Raw genomic sequence first — 16,010 nt, 5'->3', positions numbered from 1 at the left:
GCCGGCCCGCGCCCTCGGTGCTGTCCTACAGCGTCCACTCCCCGATCTGCTCGGCGAAGCCCGAGTCCATCCCCCACGTGACGGTGGCCGCCTTCGACGCCTTCGGCACCTCGAAGACGACCCAGCCCAGCGCCTTGGCTCCGGGCTTCAGCCGGACGTCCGACGACATCGACGGGCCGGCCGTGATGTCGGCGAGGACGGTCCCGAACTGCTGCCCCTGGTCGTCGGCCATCTTCGCCCCGTTCACGGGAGCGTCGGAGTAGACCTTGGTGCCGGTGTTGACGAGCTGGAACTGCACGCCGATCCACCGGTTGCCGGACTCGGGGGCGAAGAACTCGTCACTGGACTTGGCGTTGTCGACGACCTTGACGACCGTGACGTCGAGTCCGCTGCCGCTCTCCATGCCCTTGAGGGCGAGCGTGTCGCCGACCTTGGCGACGTCGGGCGCGGCGCTGCTCTTCTCGGCGGCGGGCTCCTTGTCGTTGCCGCCGTCGGCCTTGGCGGAGGCCTTCGCCTTCGGCTTGTCGACGACCTCGTCGCCGGAGCCGGAACCACAGGCGGTCAGGGCGAGCGCGGCGACGGCGACCGCCGCGGTGGCGGCGGCGAGACGTATGCGGGTGTGGTGGAACATGTTCTCCCCAGGTTTCGGTGGTACGCATGTGAAGGACCCGTGAAGAACCCGCATGGTTGTACGGAACACCGAAAAAAGTCGGGCCCGCAAAGCAACCTGGCAGCCCGTCATGACGTCAGGGCTGCCAGGCCAGTCGAGCAAGGTCGAGCCGGTCGCCGATGCTCAGGGCGTGTACACCGCCGGCCGGGGCGCCGTCGGCATGCCGTTGCCGATGAAGAAGCTCGGATGCGGCGGCTGGTTGTAGGCGGTGTTCTGCCAGGCCAGGCCCGTGCGGTACATCGGGTCGTGGAGCAGGGTCGTGATCTTCGTGCTCGTTTCGTACGGCGTCGAGTAGATCCTGAGCGCCGTGTTGCCGCTCGTGCGCCAGATGACCTCCTCGCGCCAGTCGCCGAGGATGTCGCCGGACAGGACGGGCGTGGCCTTCGTGCTGTTGTTGGAGGAGACACCGGAACCGGTCAGCAGACGGGTGTCGGACGAGGTGCCGTACTTGTCGATGTGGGTGCCGTCGAGGAGTTCGCGGACGGTGTCGCCGTCCCACCACGACAGGAAGTTGACGGAGGACGGCTCGCGGCCCTTGGTGGCGCCGGCCTCGTCGCGGATGGAGGTGTCGGAGGCGGACCACACCTCGGCGCCGTCGTTGCCCGCCCAGATGTCCCCGGCGACCCCGCGGCCGTTGTCGCAGCAGGCGGCGAGCTTCCAGTTGACCGTGCCATTGGCCGGGTTGATGTACAGCTGGGCCGGCTGGCTGGTCGACTCCGAGACCTTGAAGTACTCCAGGCCCGCGTGCGCGGGGTCGAGGTCGCCGAGGTGCTGGGCGTCGCCGTGCCCGGTCTTCGTGGTCCACAGGCCGTTGCCGTTGTCGTCGACGGCCATCGCACCGTAGACGATCTCGTCCTTGCCGTCGCCGTCGACGTCCCCGACGGACAGGCTGTGCGAGCCCTGGCCGTCGAATCCCTTGCCGGTGTTGGTGGAGGAGTTGGTGTCGAAGGTCCAGCGGCGGGTGAAGCTGCCGCCTCGCCAGTCCCAGGCGGCGATGACCGTGCGGGTGTAGTAGCCGCGGGCCATGATCAGGGAGGGACGGGCGCCGTCCAAGTAGGCGGTACCGGCGAGGAACCGGTCGACCCGGTTGCCGTACGAGTCGCCCCACGAGGACACCGTTCCCCGGGCCGGGACGTAGTCGACCGTCCCCATCGCCTTGCCGGTCTGCCCGTTGAACATGGTCAGGTACTCGGGCCCGGAGAGGATGTACCCACTCGAATTGCGGTGGTCGGCGGACGAACTGCCGATCACCGCCCCGGTCCCGTCGACCGTGCCGTCGGCCGTCTTCATGGCCACCTCGGCCTTGCGGTCGCCGTCGTAGTCGTACACCTGGAACTGCGTGTAGTGCGCGCCGGAGCGGATGTTGCGGCCCAGGTCGATACGCCACAGCCGGGTGCCGTCGAGCTTGATGCCGTCGACGAAGGTGTTGCCGGTGTAGCCGGACTGGGAGTTGTCCTTGGCGTTGGTGGGCTGCCACTTGAGGACGATGTCGAGGGCGCCGTCACCGTCGAGGTCGCCGACGGAGGCGTCGTTGGCCTCGTAGGTGTACGCCACTCCGTCGGGGGTCGTACCGCCGGCCGGCGGGCTGATCGGGACGTCCTTGTACCCCGTACGGAACTGGATGGCGTGGACGGAGTCGCCCTGCTCCACGCCGCCCACGATCGCGCGGACCGTGTAGTCGGCCTGTTCGGGGGCGCCGGAGTGGAAGTAGTTCGTGGAGCCGGTGACCGGGGTCGAGTTGACCTTCGTGCCGGCCCGGTAGACGTTGAAGGAGACGTCGTTCGGGTCGGTACCGAGCCAGCGCCAGCTGACCAGGTTGCCGCTGGAGGTGTGGACGCTGACCACGCCCCGGTCGAGGGCCTCGACCTGGCGGGCGGTGGCGGCCTCGGCTGTGCCGGCGCCGTTCAGCGTGGTGAGTCCTGCGGCGACCAGGGCGGCCACGGCGAGGGTCGCGGAGAGGGCGGCTCGGCGTCTGCGGTGCTTGCGCGGGTGCTGCACGTGACGTACCTCCTCGGGAGGACGGACGGGTTCCGCTCCCTCAGTCGCCGCCCCCCGCCCTCAAGTTGCCGTACCTTTCGGCCAGTTCGGCCACCGTCCGGGCGATCTTCTCGCGCAGCTCGGGCGGCTCGAGCACCTCGATGCCGGTGCCCAGGCGCAGGAACTCGGCGTGGGCGTGGTCGACGGACTCGATGGGGACGGTGACCCGGGTCCAGCCGTCCGTCTCCGTGCGGTGGCCGGCCGCGCGGTCGAGGGTCACGCCGGGAGCCAGCCGCACCACGGCCTCCCCGCGGTGCAGCCGGTCGTGGAAGTCGCGCTGGTACGCCGCCCAGTAGGCGGCCAGGTCGAAGTGGTCGGGGCGGGTGAACTCCTCGTCGGTGACGGCGAGTCGGAGGATCTGGTCGACGCGGTACGTACGCGGCCCGGGGCCGGCGACGACGTACCAGCGCCCCGCCTTCAGGACGAGTCCGTACGGCTCCAGGCGGCGCTCCACGTCGGTGGGTTCACGCCAGCGGCGGTACAGGACCTGCAGGACGCGGCTGTTCCAGACGGCGTCGGCCACCGCGGGGAGGTACGGCGTGTCGTCGGCGTCGGCGTACCAGCCGGGTGCGTCGAGGTGGAAGCGGCCGCTGATCCGGTCGGCGTGGATGCGCAGTTCCTGCGGCAGGGCGGCGCGGACCTTCAGCTGGGCGGCGGCCAGGACGGAGCCGAGGCCGAGCTGGGCCGCGGGGCCGGGGGCGCCGGCGAGGAAGAGGGCCTCGGCCTCGTCGGCGGTCAGCCCGGTGAGGCGGGTGCGGTAGCCGTCGAGGAGGCGGTAGCCGCCCGCGTGACCCGCGTCGCCGTACAGCGGGACGCCGGCGGCGCTCAGCGCCTCGACGTCCCGGTAGACCGTGCGCACCGAGACCTCCAGCTCCCCGGCGAGTTGGGCGGCGGTCATCCGGCCGCGGGTCTGGAGCAGCAGGAGGATGGAGACGAGTCGGCTGGACTTCACTGACAGAGGATGTCAGTGAAGTGCTTCTAGCGTGCCGTCATGGCCTTCACGGAGAACCCGCCTCTGCCGGAGAAACCGGCTTTCGCCGAGAAACTGCTCACCGTGCCCCCGCCGATCGAGGTGGCCGGGCGGCACATCAAGCGCTACCACGTCACCGCCGACCCCGCGGGCATCACGCCCGAGGTCGAGAAGGCGGCGTACGAGATCCTGCCGGAGCTGCTGCCCGAGCCGGACGGCACGCCCCCGGCGACCTTCGTCGTGCTGCACCGGGGCGGCGACGACGGCGCCTACCTGAACGCGTACAGCTGGGTGTGGGACAACGTCCTGCACTTCAAGGGCGCCGCGGCGGGCCAGCCGGTGCTGGGCTGCCCCGACCACGACCCGACCCACTTCGTCACGCCCGACCTGCCGTGGATCGGCTGCGTCTGGGAACTCCCGCCGATCCTGCACGAACGGGACGCCTGGGTACGGCACCTGCTCGCGCCCGAAGTCCCGGACCTGACGGCCTACTTGGCCGATTCCCTGCCCGAAGGAACCACGGGAGACCGCACATGAGCAGCCCGCACGACTTCGACTTCTTCCACGGCGACTGGGACGTCGTCAACCGCCGCCGCACCGACTTCCTCGACCCGGACAGCGACTGGGTGGAGTTCCCGGCCACGAACCGCTGCCGGCCGCTGTTCGACGGCGCCGCCAATGTCGACGAGATCGACATGCCGCACCTGGGCTCCAAGGGGCTGACGTTGCGCCTGTTCGACCGGCAGACCGAGCAATGGTCCCTGAACTGGTCCTCCAGCGGCAGCGGCAAGCTGTTCCCGCCGGTCATCGGCCGGTTCGAGGGCGACCGCGGGGAGTTCTACGGCGACGACACACACGACGGCAAGGACGTACGGGTGCGGTTCGTCTGGTCGGGTGTATCCGCCGGCTCGGCCCGCTGGGAGCAGGCGTTCTCCGTCGACGGCGGGGAAACCTGGGTGACCAACTGGGTCATGGAGTTCACTCGGGCTTCCGGAACGCCCGGAGGCTGAACACCGGGTCCGGCCGGGGTCGGTCCTGGTCCGGCAGTTCCGCGAGGCGGGCGGCGAACCGGTCGGCGAGCGCGCCGCCGGGCGGCAGGGCGACGAACCAGCCCCGGCGCAGGTCGGCGATCGTACGGCGGGGGCTGCGCCCCTGGCCACGGCCGGTGAAGCGGGCCCGCCCGGCCGGGACCAGGCCGTGGTCGAGGGCGTACGACTCGACGAGCGCCGCCTCGTCGCGGGCCGGGCGGCGCGGGCGGGAGGCCAGCACCGCATCGATGTCACTGCCCACGTTGTGCGCGGCGGCCTTGTCGACCGTGGTGACGTACACGCCGCCGGGCCGCAGCACTCGGGCGCACTCACCGACGATGGTCCGCACGTCCTCGGCGGTCTGCGCCAGGTGGAGCAGCCACACGCTGCTGACGGCGTCGAACCGGTCGTTTCGCACAGGCAGCCGGCGGCTGTCGGCGAGCACGACGGCGCCGGGCAGGCGGGCGGCGGCCTGCCGGGCCATGCCGGGCGCGAGGTCGACACCGGTCACGCACAGGCCGTCCCGGGCGGCGGCGAGCCGGCGCGTCACGATTCCGGTGCCGCAGGCCACGTCGAGCAGGCGCCGGATCCCGTCGGGCAGGAGCCCCAGCACCGCCTCCGCCGCGGCCGCCGCCCGGGGCTCGCCGCCGCGCGAGGCGTCGTACCGCTCCGCTTCCTTGTCGTAGTCCAGCACGCCCGTCAGTGTGCCCCGTGGCCAGGAGCGAGCTCCTCGATTTTCCGGGCGAGGGCGAAGTCCCGCTCGGTCACGGCGCTGACGGTGTGGGTGTTCACGGTGAGGGACACCGTGTTGTAACCGAGGGTGAGGTCGGAGTGGTGGTCGAGCTCCTCCTGGACCTGGGCGATGTGCACGACCATCGCCGTGGCCGCGAAGTGCGAGGGGAGCCGGTAGGAGCGGGCGATGCGGTCGCCGTCCTGCGACCAGCCCGGCAGCTCCGCGAGCCGGTCCTCGATCTCCTTCTGCGACAGCGGTTCGAGGGGCATGGCCTCGCTCCTTCCTGGAGTGGGGGGGGTTCGTCTTCAGCCTGCCACAGACGGGACGCGGCGGCCCTGGTCAGACGGGTGCCCGGTGGGTCAGCGGCGGACACCTTCGGCCGCCAGATCATAGGCGAGCGCCTGCTCGGCGACTCCGGGCCACGTCGCTGTCACCGGCGAAGACCGGCCCGGTCACCCCGCGCTCGCCGTGGGCGGCTCGGATCCGCTCCTCACGGCTCGGTCATTGCACGCGCTCCTCGACTACGGTCGTACTCATGGCCATTGTCCCGCCCCAAGACGCCGCGCCCACCACCGCCCCCGTCGGCGGGACCGCGGGCGTGGGCCCTCTGCTTCGGGCCTGGCGGGAGCAACGGCGGGTCAGCCAGCTGGAGTTGGCACTGCGGGCCGACTCCTCGGCGCGGCACATCAGCTTCATCGAGACCGGACGTTCACGGCCCAGCGAGAAAATGGTGCTGCGGCTGGCCGGGCACCTGGAGGTGCCGGTGCGCGAGCGCAATGCGCTGCTGCTCGCGGCCGGATACGCCCCGCGCTACCCGGAGACCCCGCTGGACGATCCCGCACTGGACGCCGTCCGCGCGGGCATGGAGCAGCTGATCCAGGGCTACGAGCCCTACCCGGCCCTCGTGGTCGACGCGATGTACCACGTCCACGCGGCAAACCGGGGCATCCTGATGCTGCTCGACGGCATTCCCGAGCACCTTCTCGCGCCCCCGCTGAACGCGATGCGCCTGACCCTGCACCCGGAGGGCCTCGCGCCGCGCATCCGCAACCTGCGTGAATGGCGCGGGCATCTGCTCGCCCAGATGGACCGGCAGATCGCGCTGCACCGCTCCGAGCCGCTGCGCCGGCTGTACGAGGAGGTGGCGGCGTATCCGGTACCGGAGGAGACGCCGGACACCGAACCGGCCGAGCCCGTCCCGTACTTCGCGCTTCCGTTGCGGATCGAGCACGAGGGCCGTGTCCTGTCCTTCATCTCCTCCATCTCCACCTTCAACACGCCGATGGACGTGACCGTCGCCGAGCTGGCCATCGAGACACTCCTCCCGGCCGACCCGGCGACGGTCAAGTACCTTCAGTCGCTGATGCCCTGACGCCCTTTCAGCGCCGCGTACTGCAACCCGGCGAACCCGGCCACGGTGAGCGCCTGGAGCACGGTCCACACCGCGCCCGCCGTGGTCGGCGACAGCCACACCGCGAGGGCGACGAGACTGAGCACGGCCCAGGCGAGGTTGGCCTCGATCACGGCCCGCACCGGGAACGCTGCGGGGCGGGCACGGGAGGCGAGCAGGCCGACGGCGGCGGCGTAGACGGTGAGGAAGGCACCGAGTGAGAGCAGCAGCGCGCTGTCGACCCCGAGCAGCCGCCCCAGCGGGCCGGACGCGGCGAGGTAGGCGAGCCCGTTCGCCCCGGTCACCACCGCGTCCAGGGCCAGGAATCGGCGCAGCACGGTCTGCGGGTCGGAGGTCCGGGCGAGCGCGGCGAGCGAGGTGGCGGACATGACGAATCACCCTCCGTCGAGGTCGGGTTGCGGTGGCGGACCCGGATCCCGAGGCGGAGTGCGCCGTCCCGGAACCCGGTACCTTCACGATCCCGCGGATGGGCAGACTGGTCGATTACCCGCAAGGTAATGCGGTCGGCTGTTCGGCCGACGTGCGGGCAACGCCCTCCAGGGGCGCGGGGCTGTATCGATATGCGGCTCCGCCGCGTGGGCGCGACCAGCCCCCACACGCCCGCAGCCAGCATGCACACTGACCACCCCCATGAGACCCCGGACCATGGCACACTGCACCCGTACTTCCGGCGCGTAGGGGAGGCGTGGCGTGAGTGAGCGGCGGCCGGCCCCCACCGTGGGCCAGGTGGTGCTCGGCAGGCGGCTGCAGGAGCTGCGCGAGGCGGCCGGGCTGGGGCGTGACGAGGCCGCACGGGTCCTGCGGGTGGCCGCGGCGACCGTACGGCGGATGGAGACGGCCGAGGTCGCGCTGAAGATCCCGTACGTGCAGGTGCTGCTGGAGACGTACGGGGTGCCCGAGGAGGACGCGGCCGCGTTCGTCGCGCTGGCCGAGGACGCCAACCTGCCGGGCTGGTGGCAGCGGTTCCACGACGTGTTGCCGGACTGGTTCAGCCTGTACGTCAGTCTGGAGGGCGCCGCCCGCATCATCCGCTCCTACGAGCCGCACTTCGTGCCCGGTCTGCTGCAGACCGAGGAGTACGCGCGTGCCGTGATGGAGGCCGGGACGATCGGGCAGACAGGGCCGCAGACCATCGAGCGGCATGTGTCGCTGCGGATGGAACGGCAGCGGCTGCTGGAGCGCCCCGACCCGCCCCACCTGTGGGTGATCATGGACGAGACGGTGCTGCGGCGCCCGGTGAGCGACCGCGGCGAGGTGATGCGGGACCAGTTGGACAAGCTGCTGGAGTTCGCCGAGCGCGACCGGGTCACGCTGCAGATCGCCGAGTTCGCCTCCGGCCCGCACCCGGGGACGTACGCGCCCTTCACCCTGTTCCGCTTCGCCGAGCCCGAGCTGCCCGACATGGTCTACACCGAGTACCTGACCGGCGCCCTGTATCTCGACTCCCGCCAGGAGGTCGCCGCGCATCTGGAGGTCCTGGACCACATGTCGACGGCTGCCGCGTCGGCCGAGCGCACGAAGAAGATCCTGCGGGAGCTGCGCGAGGACTTCTGAGCGGCGTAGGGCGGTCTTCCCCGCCCTTCGCGGCACTTCCCGGCCCTTCACGGCAACCTTCGCGCCCCGTGCGGCGACTTCCGAGTGACTCCCCCAGCTCCGTTCCCAGACCCGAGGAGAACACACCGCATGACCGGATCCAAGGCCGCGTCCACCCGCGTCGACACCAGCAGGCCGCACCCGGCCCGCGTCTACGACTGGTGGCTGGGCGGCAAGGACAACTACCCGGTGGACGAGGAGCTGGCCCGCAAGATCCTCGCCGTGGACAGCACCGTCTTACGCGGTGCGCGCGCCAACCGCCGGTTCATGCACCGGGCTGTGCGCACCGCCGCCGAGGCCGGGATACGCCAGTTCCTGGACATCGGCACGGGCATCCCCACCGAGCCCAACCTGCACCAGGTGGCGCAGGGCGTCGCCCCGGAGTCCAAGGTCGTCTACGCGGACAACGACCCGATCGTGCTGCGGCACGCGGAGGCGCTGCTGCACGGCACCGCCGAGGGCAGCACGGACTACGTGCACGCCGACGTCCGCGACGTCGATGCCCTGCTGGGCCGAGCGAGCCAGTCCCTGGACTTCGCCGAGCCGATCGCGCTGTCGCTGGTCGCGCTGACCCACTACCTGGGCGATGATCCGGACGGCGACGACGTGTACGGCCTGCTCGGGAAGTACGTCGCCGCGCTCGCCCCGGGCAGCTACCTGATCCTGTCCCAGGTCACCCCGGACCTCAGCCCGGAGGCGATCGAGAAGGCGGCGAACCACTTCCGGCGCAGCGGCACCCCCTTCTTCCCCCGGTCGCTGGCCGGGTTCTCCCGCTTCTTCGACGGCCTGGAGCTGCTCGGCCCCGGCGTCATCCCCGTCTACGGCTGGCGCCCGGAGCCCGAGGACGTGGCGGCCCAGGCGGAGGGCATCGTGCCCGTGTACGCGGGGGTCGCCCGCAAGGCCTGACCCGTACGGGTGCCGGGAACCCGTACGGGTGCGGTGAAGGGGTGCGCTCCCGCGCCCCGCCCTAGGTTCGGGACCAGGGCAAGCAAGGGAGCGCCTGTGACCGACACCCGGATACCGCCCACCCCGCCCGCCGAGCCGCCCGCCGAGCCGGGCGCGGTGCTGCTGAAGGCCGGCCGGTTCTTCCGGCCGGGCACGCCCGCGCCCGATCTGCACAGCGTCGAGCTGACCGGCGGGCGGGAGGCGGACGCCTTCTACCGGGACCGCTGGAGCCACGACAAGGTCGTGAACTCCACGCACGGCGTGAACTGCACGGGCTCCTGCCGCTGGAAGGTGTACGTCAAGGACGGCATCATCACCTGGGAGACCCAGCAGACCGACTATCCGAGCGTCGGCCCCGACCGCCCCGAGTACGAGCCCCGCGGCTGCCCTCGCGGCGCCGCCTTCTCCTGGTACACCTACTCCCCCACCCGGGTGCGCTACCCGTACATCCGCGGAGTGCTCCTGGAGATGTACCGGGAGGCGAAGGAGCGCCTGCGGGACCCCGTCCTGGCCTGGGCGGACGTCCAGGACGACCCCGAGCGCCGCCGCCGCTACCAGCGGGCGCGCGGCAAGGGCGGCCTGGTGCGGGCGAGTTGGGACGAGGCGATCGAGCTGGTCGCCGCCGCGCACGTGCACACCATCAAGACGTACGGCCCCGACCGCATCGCCGGCTTCTCCCCAATCCCCGCGATGTCGATGGTGTCGCACGCGGCGGGCGCGCGCTTCCATTCCCTGATCGGCGCCCCGATGCTGTCCTTCTACGACTGGTACGCCGACCTGCCCGTCGCCTCCCCGCAGGTCTTCGGCGACCAGACCGACGTACCGGAGTCGGGCGACTGGTGGGACGCGGCGTATCTGATGATGTGGGGCTCGAACGTCCCGGTGACCCGCACCCCCGACGCGCACTGGATGGCGGAGGCCCGCTACCGGGGCCAGAAGGTCGTGGTCGTCGCCCCCGACTACGCCGACAACGCCAAGTTCGCCGACGAGTGGCTCCACCCGCACCCCGGCACGGACGGCGCGCTGGCCCTCGCCATGGGCCACGTCGTCCTCAAGGAGTTCTTCGTCGACCGCGAGACACCGTTCTTCGCGGACTATGTACGGCAGTTCACCGACCTGCCGTTCCTCGTCACCCTGGAGGAGCGGGACGGGGCTTACGTCCCGGCGAAGTTCCTGCGCGCCTCGGACCTGGGGAAGGCGGGCGAGAGCGCCGAGTGGAAGACGGTCGTGCTGGACGAGGTGACGGGCCGCGCGGTCGCCCCGAACGGCTCACTCGGCTTCCGCTGGACCGATTCCGGCAAGGGCCGGTGGAACCTCGAACTGGGCGACATACACCCGCAGTTGAGCTTGTACGGCAGTGCGGTCGCCGCAGCCGTGGAGGTGCTGCTGCCCCGCTTCGACACCGAGGGCGGACCGCACGGGCAGGGGCGCGGGGACGTCGTACGGCGCGGTGTCCCGGCGACGAAGCTCGGCGGAGCGCGCGGGCCGCTGGTGACGACGGTCTTCGACCTGCTGCTCGCGCAGTACGGGGTGGCGCGGGAGGGGCTGCCGGGCCGTTGGCCGGTGTCGTACGACGACGCCGACGCGCCCGGCACGCCCGCCTGGCAGGAGGCGCACACCTCCGTACCGGCGGCCAAGTGCGTGCGGATCGCGCGGGAGTTCGCGCGGACGGCCGAGCGGTCGAAGGGCCGCTGCATGATCCTGATGGGGGCCGGCACCAACCACTGGTTCCACTCCGAGACGATCTACCGCGCCTTCCTCGCCCTGCTCCAGCTCACCGGCTGCCAGGGCCGCAACGGCGGCGGCTGGGCGCACTACGTGGGGCAGGAGAAGTGCCGTCCGGTGACCGGCTGGGCGACGCTGGCGGCGGCGTCGGACTGGTCGCGGCCGCCGCGCCAGATGATCGGCACGGCGTACTGGTTCCTCAACACCGACCAGTGGCGCTACGACCGGTTCACGGCCGACGTGCTCGCCTCGCCGCTCGGTGCGGGCCGGTTCCGGGGGATGACGGGCGCGGACTGTATCGCGCTGTCGGCGCGTGCGGGGTGGATGCCGTCGTATCCGACCTTCGACCGCAATCCGCTGGAGCTGGGCGAGGTGTTCGGTGATCCGGTGTCGCGGGTGGTGGCCGAACTGCGGGCGGGCACCTTGAAGTTCGCCTGCGAGGACCCGGACGCGCCGGAGAACTGGCCGCGGGTGCTGACACTGTGGCGGGCCAACCTGCTGGGCTCGTCCGCGAAGGGCGCCGAGTACTTCACCCGGCACCTGCTCGGCACGCATTCCTCCCTTCAGGCGGAGGAGGCCTCCGAGGACGTACGGCCGCGGGATGTGACCTGGCGCGACGAGGCGCCCGAGGGCAAGCTCGACCTGCTGCTGTCGCTGGACTTCCGGCAGACCTCGTCCACGCTGCTGTCGGACGTCGTCCTGCCCGCGGCGACCTGGTACGAGAAGCACGACCTGTCCAGCACGGACATGCACCCCTTTGTGCACTCCTTCACTCCGGCCGTGGATCCGCCGTGGCAGGCCCGCACCGACTTCGACGCGTTCAAGGCGCTGGCCGAGCGGCTGAGCGAGCTCGCCGTCGGCCATCTGGGCGTGCGCAAAGACCTGGTGGCGACTCCGCTCCAGCACGACACCCCGGGCGAGATCGCCCAGCCGGGCGGGGTGGTCCTGGACTGGAAGCGGGGCGAGTGCGACCCCGTGCCCGGCAAGACCATGCCGAACCTGACCGTCGTCGAGCGGGACTACACGGCGATCGGCGCCAAGTTCACGGCGCTGGGCCCGCTGGTCGAGCAACTCGGCCTGCCCGCCAAGGGCATCACGCTGGAGCCGGACGAGGAGGTCGAGGACCTGAGGCGGCTGAACGGCGTGCGGCACGACGGCCGCCCCTTGCTCGATACGGCCGTGAAGGCCGCGAACACCATCCTCGCCCTCTCCGGCACCACCAACGGCCGCCTCGCCACCCAGGGCTTCCGCACCCTTCAGGCCCGCACCGGGCAGGAGATGGCGCACCTCGCGGACGAGCACGAGGGCAAGCGGATCACGTATGCGGACACGCAGGCCGCGCCGGTGCCGGTGATCACCTCACCGGAGTGGTCGGGCAGCGAGTCGGGCGGGCGGCGCTACACCGCGTTCACCCTCAACACCGAGCACCTCAAGCCCTGGCACACCCTCACCGGCCGCCAGCACTTCTTCCTCGACCACGACTGGATCCACGAGCTGGGCGAGGCGCTCCCGGTCTACCGGCCGCCACTGGACATGAACAAGCTGTTCGGCGAACCGAGCCTCGGTCCGGACGGGCAACGTGAAGTGACGGTGCGTTACCTCACCCCGCACAACAAGTGGTCCATCCACTCCGAGTACCAGGACAACCTCTTCATGCTGGCCCTGTCCCGTGGCGGCCAGAACATCTGGATGTCCCCGCAGGACGCGGACGCGATCGGCGCCGTGGACAACGACTGGGTCGAGGCGGTCAACCGCAACGGCGTGGTCGTCGCCCGGGCCGTCGTCTCGCACCGTATGCCGCCCGGCACCGTCTACATGCACCACGCGCAGGAGCGCACGGTCGCCGTACCGAAGACGGAGGCCACCGGCAAGCGCGGCGGCATCCACAACTCGCTCACCCGGCTGATCCTCAAGCCGTCCCATCTCATCGGCGGCTACGCCCAGTTGTCCTGGGCGTTCAACTACCTGGGCCCGACGGGCAACCAGCGCGACGAGGTGACGGTGATCCGCCGCCGCAGCCAGGAGGTCGAGTACTGATGCGTCCGATGGCCCAGATCGCGATGGTGATGAACCTCGACAAGTGCATCGGCTGCCACACCTGCTCGGTCACCTGCAAACAGACGTGGACCAACCGGCGGGGCATGGAGTACGTCTGGTTCAACAACGTCGAGACCCGCCCCGGCCAGGGCTATCCACGCCGCTACGAGGACCAGGAGCGCTGGCGCGGCGGCTGGGAGCTGAACCGGCGCGGCGCGCTGAAGCTGAAGGCGGGCGGCCGGCTGCGCAAGCTCGCCGGGATCTTCTCCAACCCCGAACTCCCCGAGATCAAGGACTACTACGAACCCTGGACGTACGACTACAAGAACCTCACCGACGCCCCGCTGGGCGACGACTTCCCGGTGGCGCAGCCGATATCGCAGCTCGACGGCAAGCCGATGAAGATCGAGTGGTCGGCGAACTGGGACGACAACCTCGCCGGCGCCCCCGCCCACGGCGATTTCGACCCGATGGTCGAGCGCGCCCGCAGGCAGGCCTCGGACAAGGTGCGGTTCGAGTTCGAGCAGACCTTCATGTTCTATCTGCCGCGCATCTGCGAGCACTGCCTCAACCCGTCCTGCGTGGCGTCGTGTCCGTCCGGCGCGATGTACAAGCGGGCGGAGGACGGCATCGTCCTCGTCGACCAGGACCGGTGCCGGGGCTGGCGGATGTGCGTGACGGGATGCCCGTACAAGAAGGTGTACTTCAACCACCGCACCGGCAAGGCCGAGAAGTGCACCCTGTGCTATCCGCGCGTCGAGGTCGGTCTGCCGACGGTCTGTTCGGAGACGTGCGTGGGCCGGCTGCGCTATCTCGGGGTGATTCTGTACGACGCCGACAAGGTGACGGCCGCCGCCTCGGTGCGCAGCGAACGTGACCTGTACGAGGCGCAGTTGGGAGTCTTCCTCGACCCCGAGGACACCGAGGTGCGGCGGGCCTGCGAGGAGGCGGGGATCCCGTACGACTGGCTGGAGGCCGCCCGTCGCTCCCCGGTGCACGCGCTGATCAGCAAGTACCGGGTGGCGCTTCCGCTGCACCCGGAGTACCGGACGATGCCGATGGTCTGGTACATCCCGCCGCTCTCCCCGGTGGTGGACGCGCTGACCGAGACCGGGCACGACGGCGAGGACGCACGGAACCTGTTCGGCGCGATCGACAGCCTGCGCATCCCCCTGGAGTACCTGGCGGAGCTGTTCACGGCCGGCGACCTCGCGCCGGTGCGGTCCTCGCTGGAGAAACTGGCCGCGATGCGCTCCCACATGCGGGCGATCAACCTCGGTGAGGAGCCGGACCCTTCGGTGGCGGCAGCCGTCGGCATGGGGCAGTTCGAGATCGAGGAGATGTACCGGCTGCTGGCGATCGCCAAGTACGAGGACCGGTACGTGATTCCGACGGCCGCCGTCGGCGACGCCCGGCGCCTTGAGGAGTCGGCGCTCCCGCAGGGCTGCAGCCTGGACTACGACGGCGGGCCCGGGATGGGCGGGGACGGACCCTTCGGCCAGGACTCCGGCCGCAAGCTGCTGCCGCTGGTGCCGGTGGAGAACTTCCACCTCCTGCGCAGACGGCAGACCGCGGACGACACGGACGACACGGCCGGCACAACCCCCACACCCCCCACAGCCGACGCCGAGGAGGCCTGATGCCGTCCTTCGAGGTGCTCTACCAAGCGGCCGCGCTCTGCCTGACCTACCCCGACGACGACTTCCGCGCCCGCCTGCCACTGCTGCGCGAAGCCGCCCCGCAACTACGCGAGTTCACCGACCACGCGATGGTCACGCCCCCGCAGGAGCTGGCCGCCCACTACGTCCAGGTCTTCGACTTCAAGAACCGCCACAGCCTGTACCTGAGCTGGTGGCACGACGGGGACACCCGGCGGCGCGGCATGTCGCTGGTCCGCTTCAAGGACGTCTACCGCGCGCACGGCCTGGAGTTCGCCGGCGAGGAGCTGCCCGACTTCCTGCCCGCGGTACTGGAGTTCACGGCCCGCACCGGCAACACCGACCTCCTTCTGGAACACCGGGAGTGCCTGGAGCAACTCCGCGCCCGGCTCACCGACTTCGGCACACCGTACGCGTCCGTCCTGGACGCCGTGTGCGCCACTCTTCCGACCGACCACACGGGGGCGCGCCCATGACCACCCTCCTGTGGGGCGTCCTGCCCTACGTCACCTTCGCCCTGCTCGTCGCCGGCCTCGCCTGGCGCCACCGCTACGACCGGTTCGGCTGGACCACACGCTCCTCCCAGGTGTACGAGTCGAAGCTCCTGAACATCGCCTCGCCCGCCTTCCACTACGGCATCCTGTTCGTGCTGGTCGGCCACGTCGTCGGTCTGTTCATCCCCGCGTCGTGGACGGACGCCGTCGGCGTGAGCGAGCGCACCTACCACCTGTTCTCCCTCTACGGCGGCACGGCGGCCGGCATCGTCACGGTCGGCGGGATCGCGCTGCTGGTCCACCGCCGCCGCACCCGGGCACCGGTGTTCCGCGCGACCACCGTCAACGACAAGCTCATGTACCTCGTGCTGGTCGCGGCGATCGTGCTGGGCATGGTCGCCAAGCTGTCCCACACCTCCGGCGACGGCTACGACTACCGCCGGTCCATCGCCCCTTGGGCCCGCAGCCTGTTCACCCTCAGTCCGGACACCGACCTGATGGCAGGCGTCCCGGTCCTGTACCAGGTCCACGCGGTGTTCGGCATGGCCCTCATCGCCCTGGTGCCGTACACCCGGCTGGTCCACATGTTCAGCGCACCGGTGCAGTACCTGTTCCGGCCGTACGTGGTGTACCGAACCCGCGACCCCGAGCAACTGGGGCCGCGGCCGGAGAAGCGGGGCTGGGAGCGGGCCGGATCCTAGGCGGCGCC

At 70.9% G+C, this 16,010-nt stretch carries 15 protein-coding genes; 9 read left to right on the top strand and 6 right to left on the bottom strand.

From position 1 onward, the window contains the following. Positions 1 to 25: 25 nt before the first annotated feature. The 3 genes from PBV52_RS40780 to PBV52_RS40770 all read right to left on the bottom strand — a co-directional run bounded on the left by PBV52_RS40780 (position 26) and on the right by PBV52_RS40770 (position 3,659). Complete coding sequence (locus PBV52_RS40780) at positions 26 to 631, bottom strand: DUF4352 domain-containing protein (RefSeq protein ID WP_274245835.1); 606 nt, start codon at positions 629 to 631, stop codon at positions 26 to 28. Between the two features lie 162 nt (positions 632 to 793). Beyond that, positions 794 to 2,668, bottom strand: a complete 1,875-nt coding sequence (locus PBV52_RS40775) for a rhamnogalacturonan lyase (RefSeq protein ID WP_274245833.1) — start codon at positions 2,666 to 2,668, stop codon at positions 794 to 796. 40 nt (positions 2,669 to 2,708) lie between these two features. Further along, the gene (locus PBV52_RS40770) at positions 2,709 to 3,659 is read right to left on the bottom strand and encodes a YafY family protein (protein WP_274245832.1); all 951 of its coding nucleotides are present in this window, start codon (positions 3,657 to 3,659) and stop codon (positions 2,709 to 2,711) included. A gap of 39 nt (positions 3,660 to 3,698) precedes the next feature. Here PBV52_RS40770 and PBV52_RS40765 point away from each other — a divergent pair, with 39 nt between their 5' ends. After that, positions 3,699 to 4,214 carry a hypothetical protein gene (locus tag PBV52_RS40765; protein WP_274245829.1) on the top strand — a complete coding sequence of 172 codons (516 nt, stop codon included), beginning with the start codon at positions 3,699 to 3,701 and terminating at the stop codon, positions 4,212 to 4,214. Further along, complete coding sequence (locus PBV52_RS40760) at positions 4,211 to 4,687, top strand: hypothetical protein (protein WP_274245827.1); 477 nt, start codon at positions 4,211 to 4,213, stop codon at positions 4,685 to 4,687. Before PBV52_RS40765 ends, PBV52_RS40760 begins: the two co-directional genes overlap by 4 nt. Here the strand turns inward: PBV52_RS40760 and PBV52_RS40755 are convergent. Both PBV52_RS40755 and PBV52_RS40750 read right to left on the bottom strand, forming a co-directional pair. Then, positions 4,656 to 5,399, bottom strand: coding sequence for a class I SAM-dependent methyltransferase (locus PBV52_RS40755; RefSeq protein ID WP_274245825.1), 744 nt, complete (start codon positions 5,397 to 5,399; stop codon positions 4,656 to 4,658). The genes PBV52_RS40760 and PBV52_RS40755 overlap by 32 nt on opposite strands. 5 nt (positions 5,400 to 5,404) lie before the next feature. Beyond that, a complete protein-coding gene (locus PBV52_RS40750; RefSeq protein WP_274245823.1) occupies positions 5,405 to 5,707 on the bottom strand; it encodes a 4a-hydroxytetrahydrobiopterin dehydratase in 303 nt (100 codons plus the stop codon). A gap of 266 nt (positions 5,708 to 5,973) precedes the next feature. Between PBV52_RS40750 and PBV52_RS40745 the strand changes: the two genes are divergently transcribed. Then, positions 5,974 to 6,810 carry a helix-turn-helix domain-containing protein gene (locus PBV52_RS40745; RefSeq protein ID WP_274245821.1) on the top strand — a complete coding sequence of 279 codons (837 nt, stop codon included), beginning with the start codon at positions 5,974 to 5,976 and terminating at the stop codon, positions 6,808 to 6,810. Here PBV52_RS40745 and PBV52_RS40740 read toward each other — a convergent pair. Then, positions 6,792 to 7,217 carry a hypothetical protein gene (locus PBV52_RS40740; protein ID WP_274245819.1) on the bottom strand — a complete coding sequence of 142 codons (426 nt, stop codon included), beginning with the start codon at positions 7,215 to 7,217 and terminating at the stop codon, positions 6,792 to 6,794. The genes PBV52_RS40745 and PBV52_RS40740 overlap by 19 nt on opposite strands. Before the next feature lie 322 nt (positions 7,218 to 7,539). On the opposite strand from PBV52_RS40740, the gene PBV52_RS40735 reads away from it, so the two are divergent. From PBV52_RS40735 to narI, 6 genes are all read left to right on the top strand, one after another. Beyond that, on the top strand, positions 7,540 to 8,403 hold the full coding sequence (locus PBV52_RS40735; RefSeq protein ID WP_274245817.1) for a helix-turn-helix transcriptional regulator: 864 nt from the start codon (positions 7,540 to 7,542) through the stop codon (positions 8,401 to 8,403). A 129-nt stretch (positions 8,404 to 8,532) separates the two neighbouring features. Continuing rightward, positions 8,533 to 9,348: an SAM-dependent methyltransferase gene (locus PBV52_RS40730; RefSeq protein ID WP_274245816.1), complete on the top strand. Its 816-nt coding sequence runs from the start codon at positions 8,533 to 8,535 to the stop codon at positions 9,346 to 9,348. Between the two features lie 96 nt (positions 9,349 to 9,444). Continuing rightward, the gene (locus PBV52_RS40725; protein ID WP_274245814.1) at positions 9,445 to 13,149 is read left to right on the top strand and encodes a nitrate reductase subunit alpha; all 3,705 of its coding nucleotides are present in this window, start codon (positions 9,445 to 9,447) and stop codon (positions 13,147 to 13,149) included. Next, positions 13,149 to 14,789, top strand: coding sequence for a nitrate reductase subunit beta (gene narH, locus PBV52_RS40720; RefSeq protein WP_274245812.1), 1,641 nt, complete (start codon positions 13,149 to 13,151; stop codon positions 14,787 to 14,789). Before PBV52_RS40725 ends, narH begins: the two co-directional genes overlap by 1 nt. Beyond that, positions 14,789 to 15,283, top strand: a complete 495-nt coding sequence (gene narJ, locus PBV52_RS40715) for a nitrate reductase molybdenum cofactor assembly chaperone (protein ID WP_274245811.1) — start codon at positions 14,789 to 14,791, stop codon at positions 15,281 to 15,283. The genes narH and narJ overlap by 1 nt, the downstream gene beginning before the upstream one ends. Then, positions 15,280 to 16,002 carry a respiratory nitrate reductase subunit gamma gene (gene narI, locus PBV52_RS40710; protein WP_274245809.1) on the top strand — a complete coding sequence of 241 codons (723 nt, stop codon included), beginning with the start codon at positions 15,280 to 15,282 and terminating at the stop codon, positions 16,000 to 16,002. Before narJ ends, narI begins: the two co-directional genes overlap by 4 nt. Positions 16,003 to 16,010 lie beyond the last annotated feature (8 nt).

This window comes from Streptomyces sp. T12, assembly GCF_028736035.1.
GTDB lineage: Bacteria > Actinomycetota > Actinomycetes > Streptomycetales > Streptomycetaceae > Streptomyces.
The sequence above is the reverse complement of the archived record's forward strand: the minus strand, read 5'-3'. Positions and strand labels throughout refer to the sequence as shown.

What these genes read in the sequence shown, in the direction of transcription:
- PBV52_RS40780 (WP_274245835.1), bottom strand. Translation starts at nt 631, where the DNA reads ATGTTCCACCACACCCGCATACGTCTCGCCGCCGCCACCGCGGCGGTC.
- PBV52_RS40765 (WP_274245829.1), top strand. Translation starts at nt 3,699, where the DNA reads ATGGCCTTCACGGAGAACCCGCCTCTGCCGGAGAAACCGGCTTTCGCC.
- PBV52_RS40760 (WP_274245827.1), top strand. Translation starts at nt 4,211, where the DNA reads ATGAGCAGCCCGCACGACTTCGACTTCTTCCACGGCGACTGGGACGTC.
- PBV52_RS40750 (WP_274245823.1), bottom strand. Translation starts at nt 5,707, where the DNA reads ATGCCCCTCGAACCGCTGTCGCAGAAGGAGATCGAGGACCGGCTCGCG.
- PBV52_RS40745 (WP_274245821.1), top strand. Translation starts at nt 5,974, where the DNA reads ATGGCCATTGTCCCGCCCCAAGACGCCGCGCCCACCACCGCCCCCGTC.
- PBV52_RS40740 (WP_274245819.1), bottom strand. Translation starts at nt 7,217, where the DNA reads ATGTCCGCCACCTCGCTCGCCGCGCTCGCCCGGACCTCCGACCCGCAG.
- PBV52_RS40730 (WP_274245816.1), top strand. Translation starts at nt 8,533, where the DNA reads ATGACCGGATCCAAGGCCGCGTCCACCCGCGTCGACACCAGCAGGCCG.
- narH (WP_274245812.1), top strand. Translation starts at nt 13,149, where the DNA reads ATGCGTCCGATGGCCCAGATCGCGATGGTGATGAACCTCGACAAGTGC.
- narJ (WP_274245811.1), top strand. Translation starts at nt 14,789, where the DNA reads ATGCCGTCCTTCGAGGTGCTCTACCAAGCGGCCGCGCTCTGCCTGACC.
- narI (WP_274245809.1), top strand. Translation starts at nt 15,280, where the DNA reads ATGACCACCCTCCTGTGGGGCGTCCTGCCCTACGTCACCTTCGCCCTG.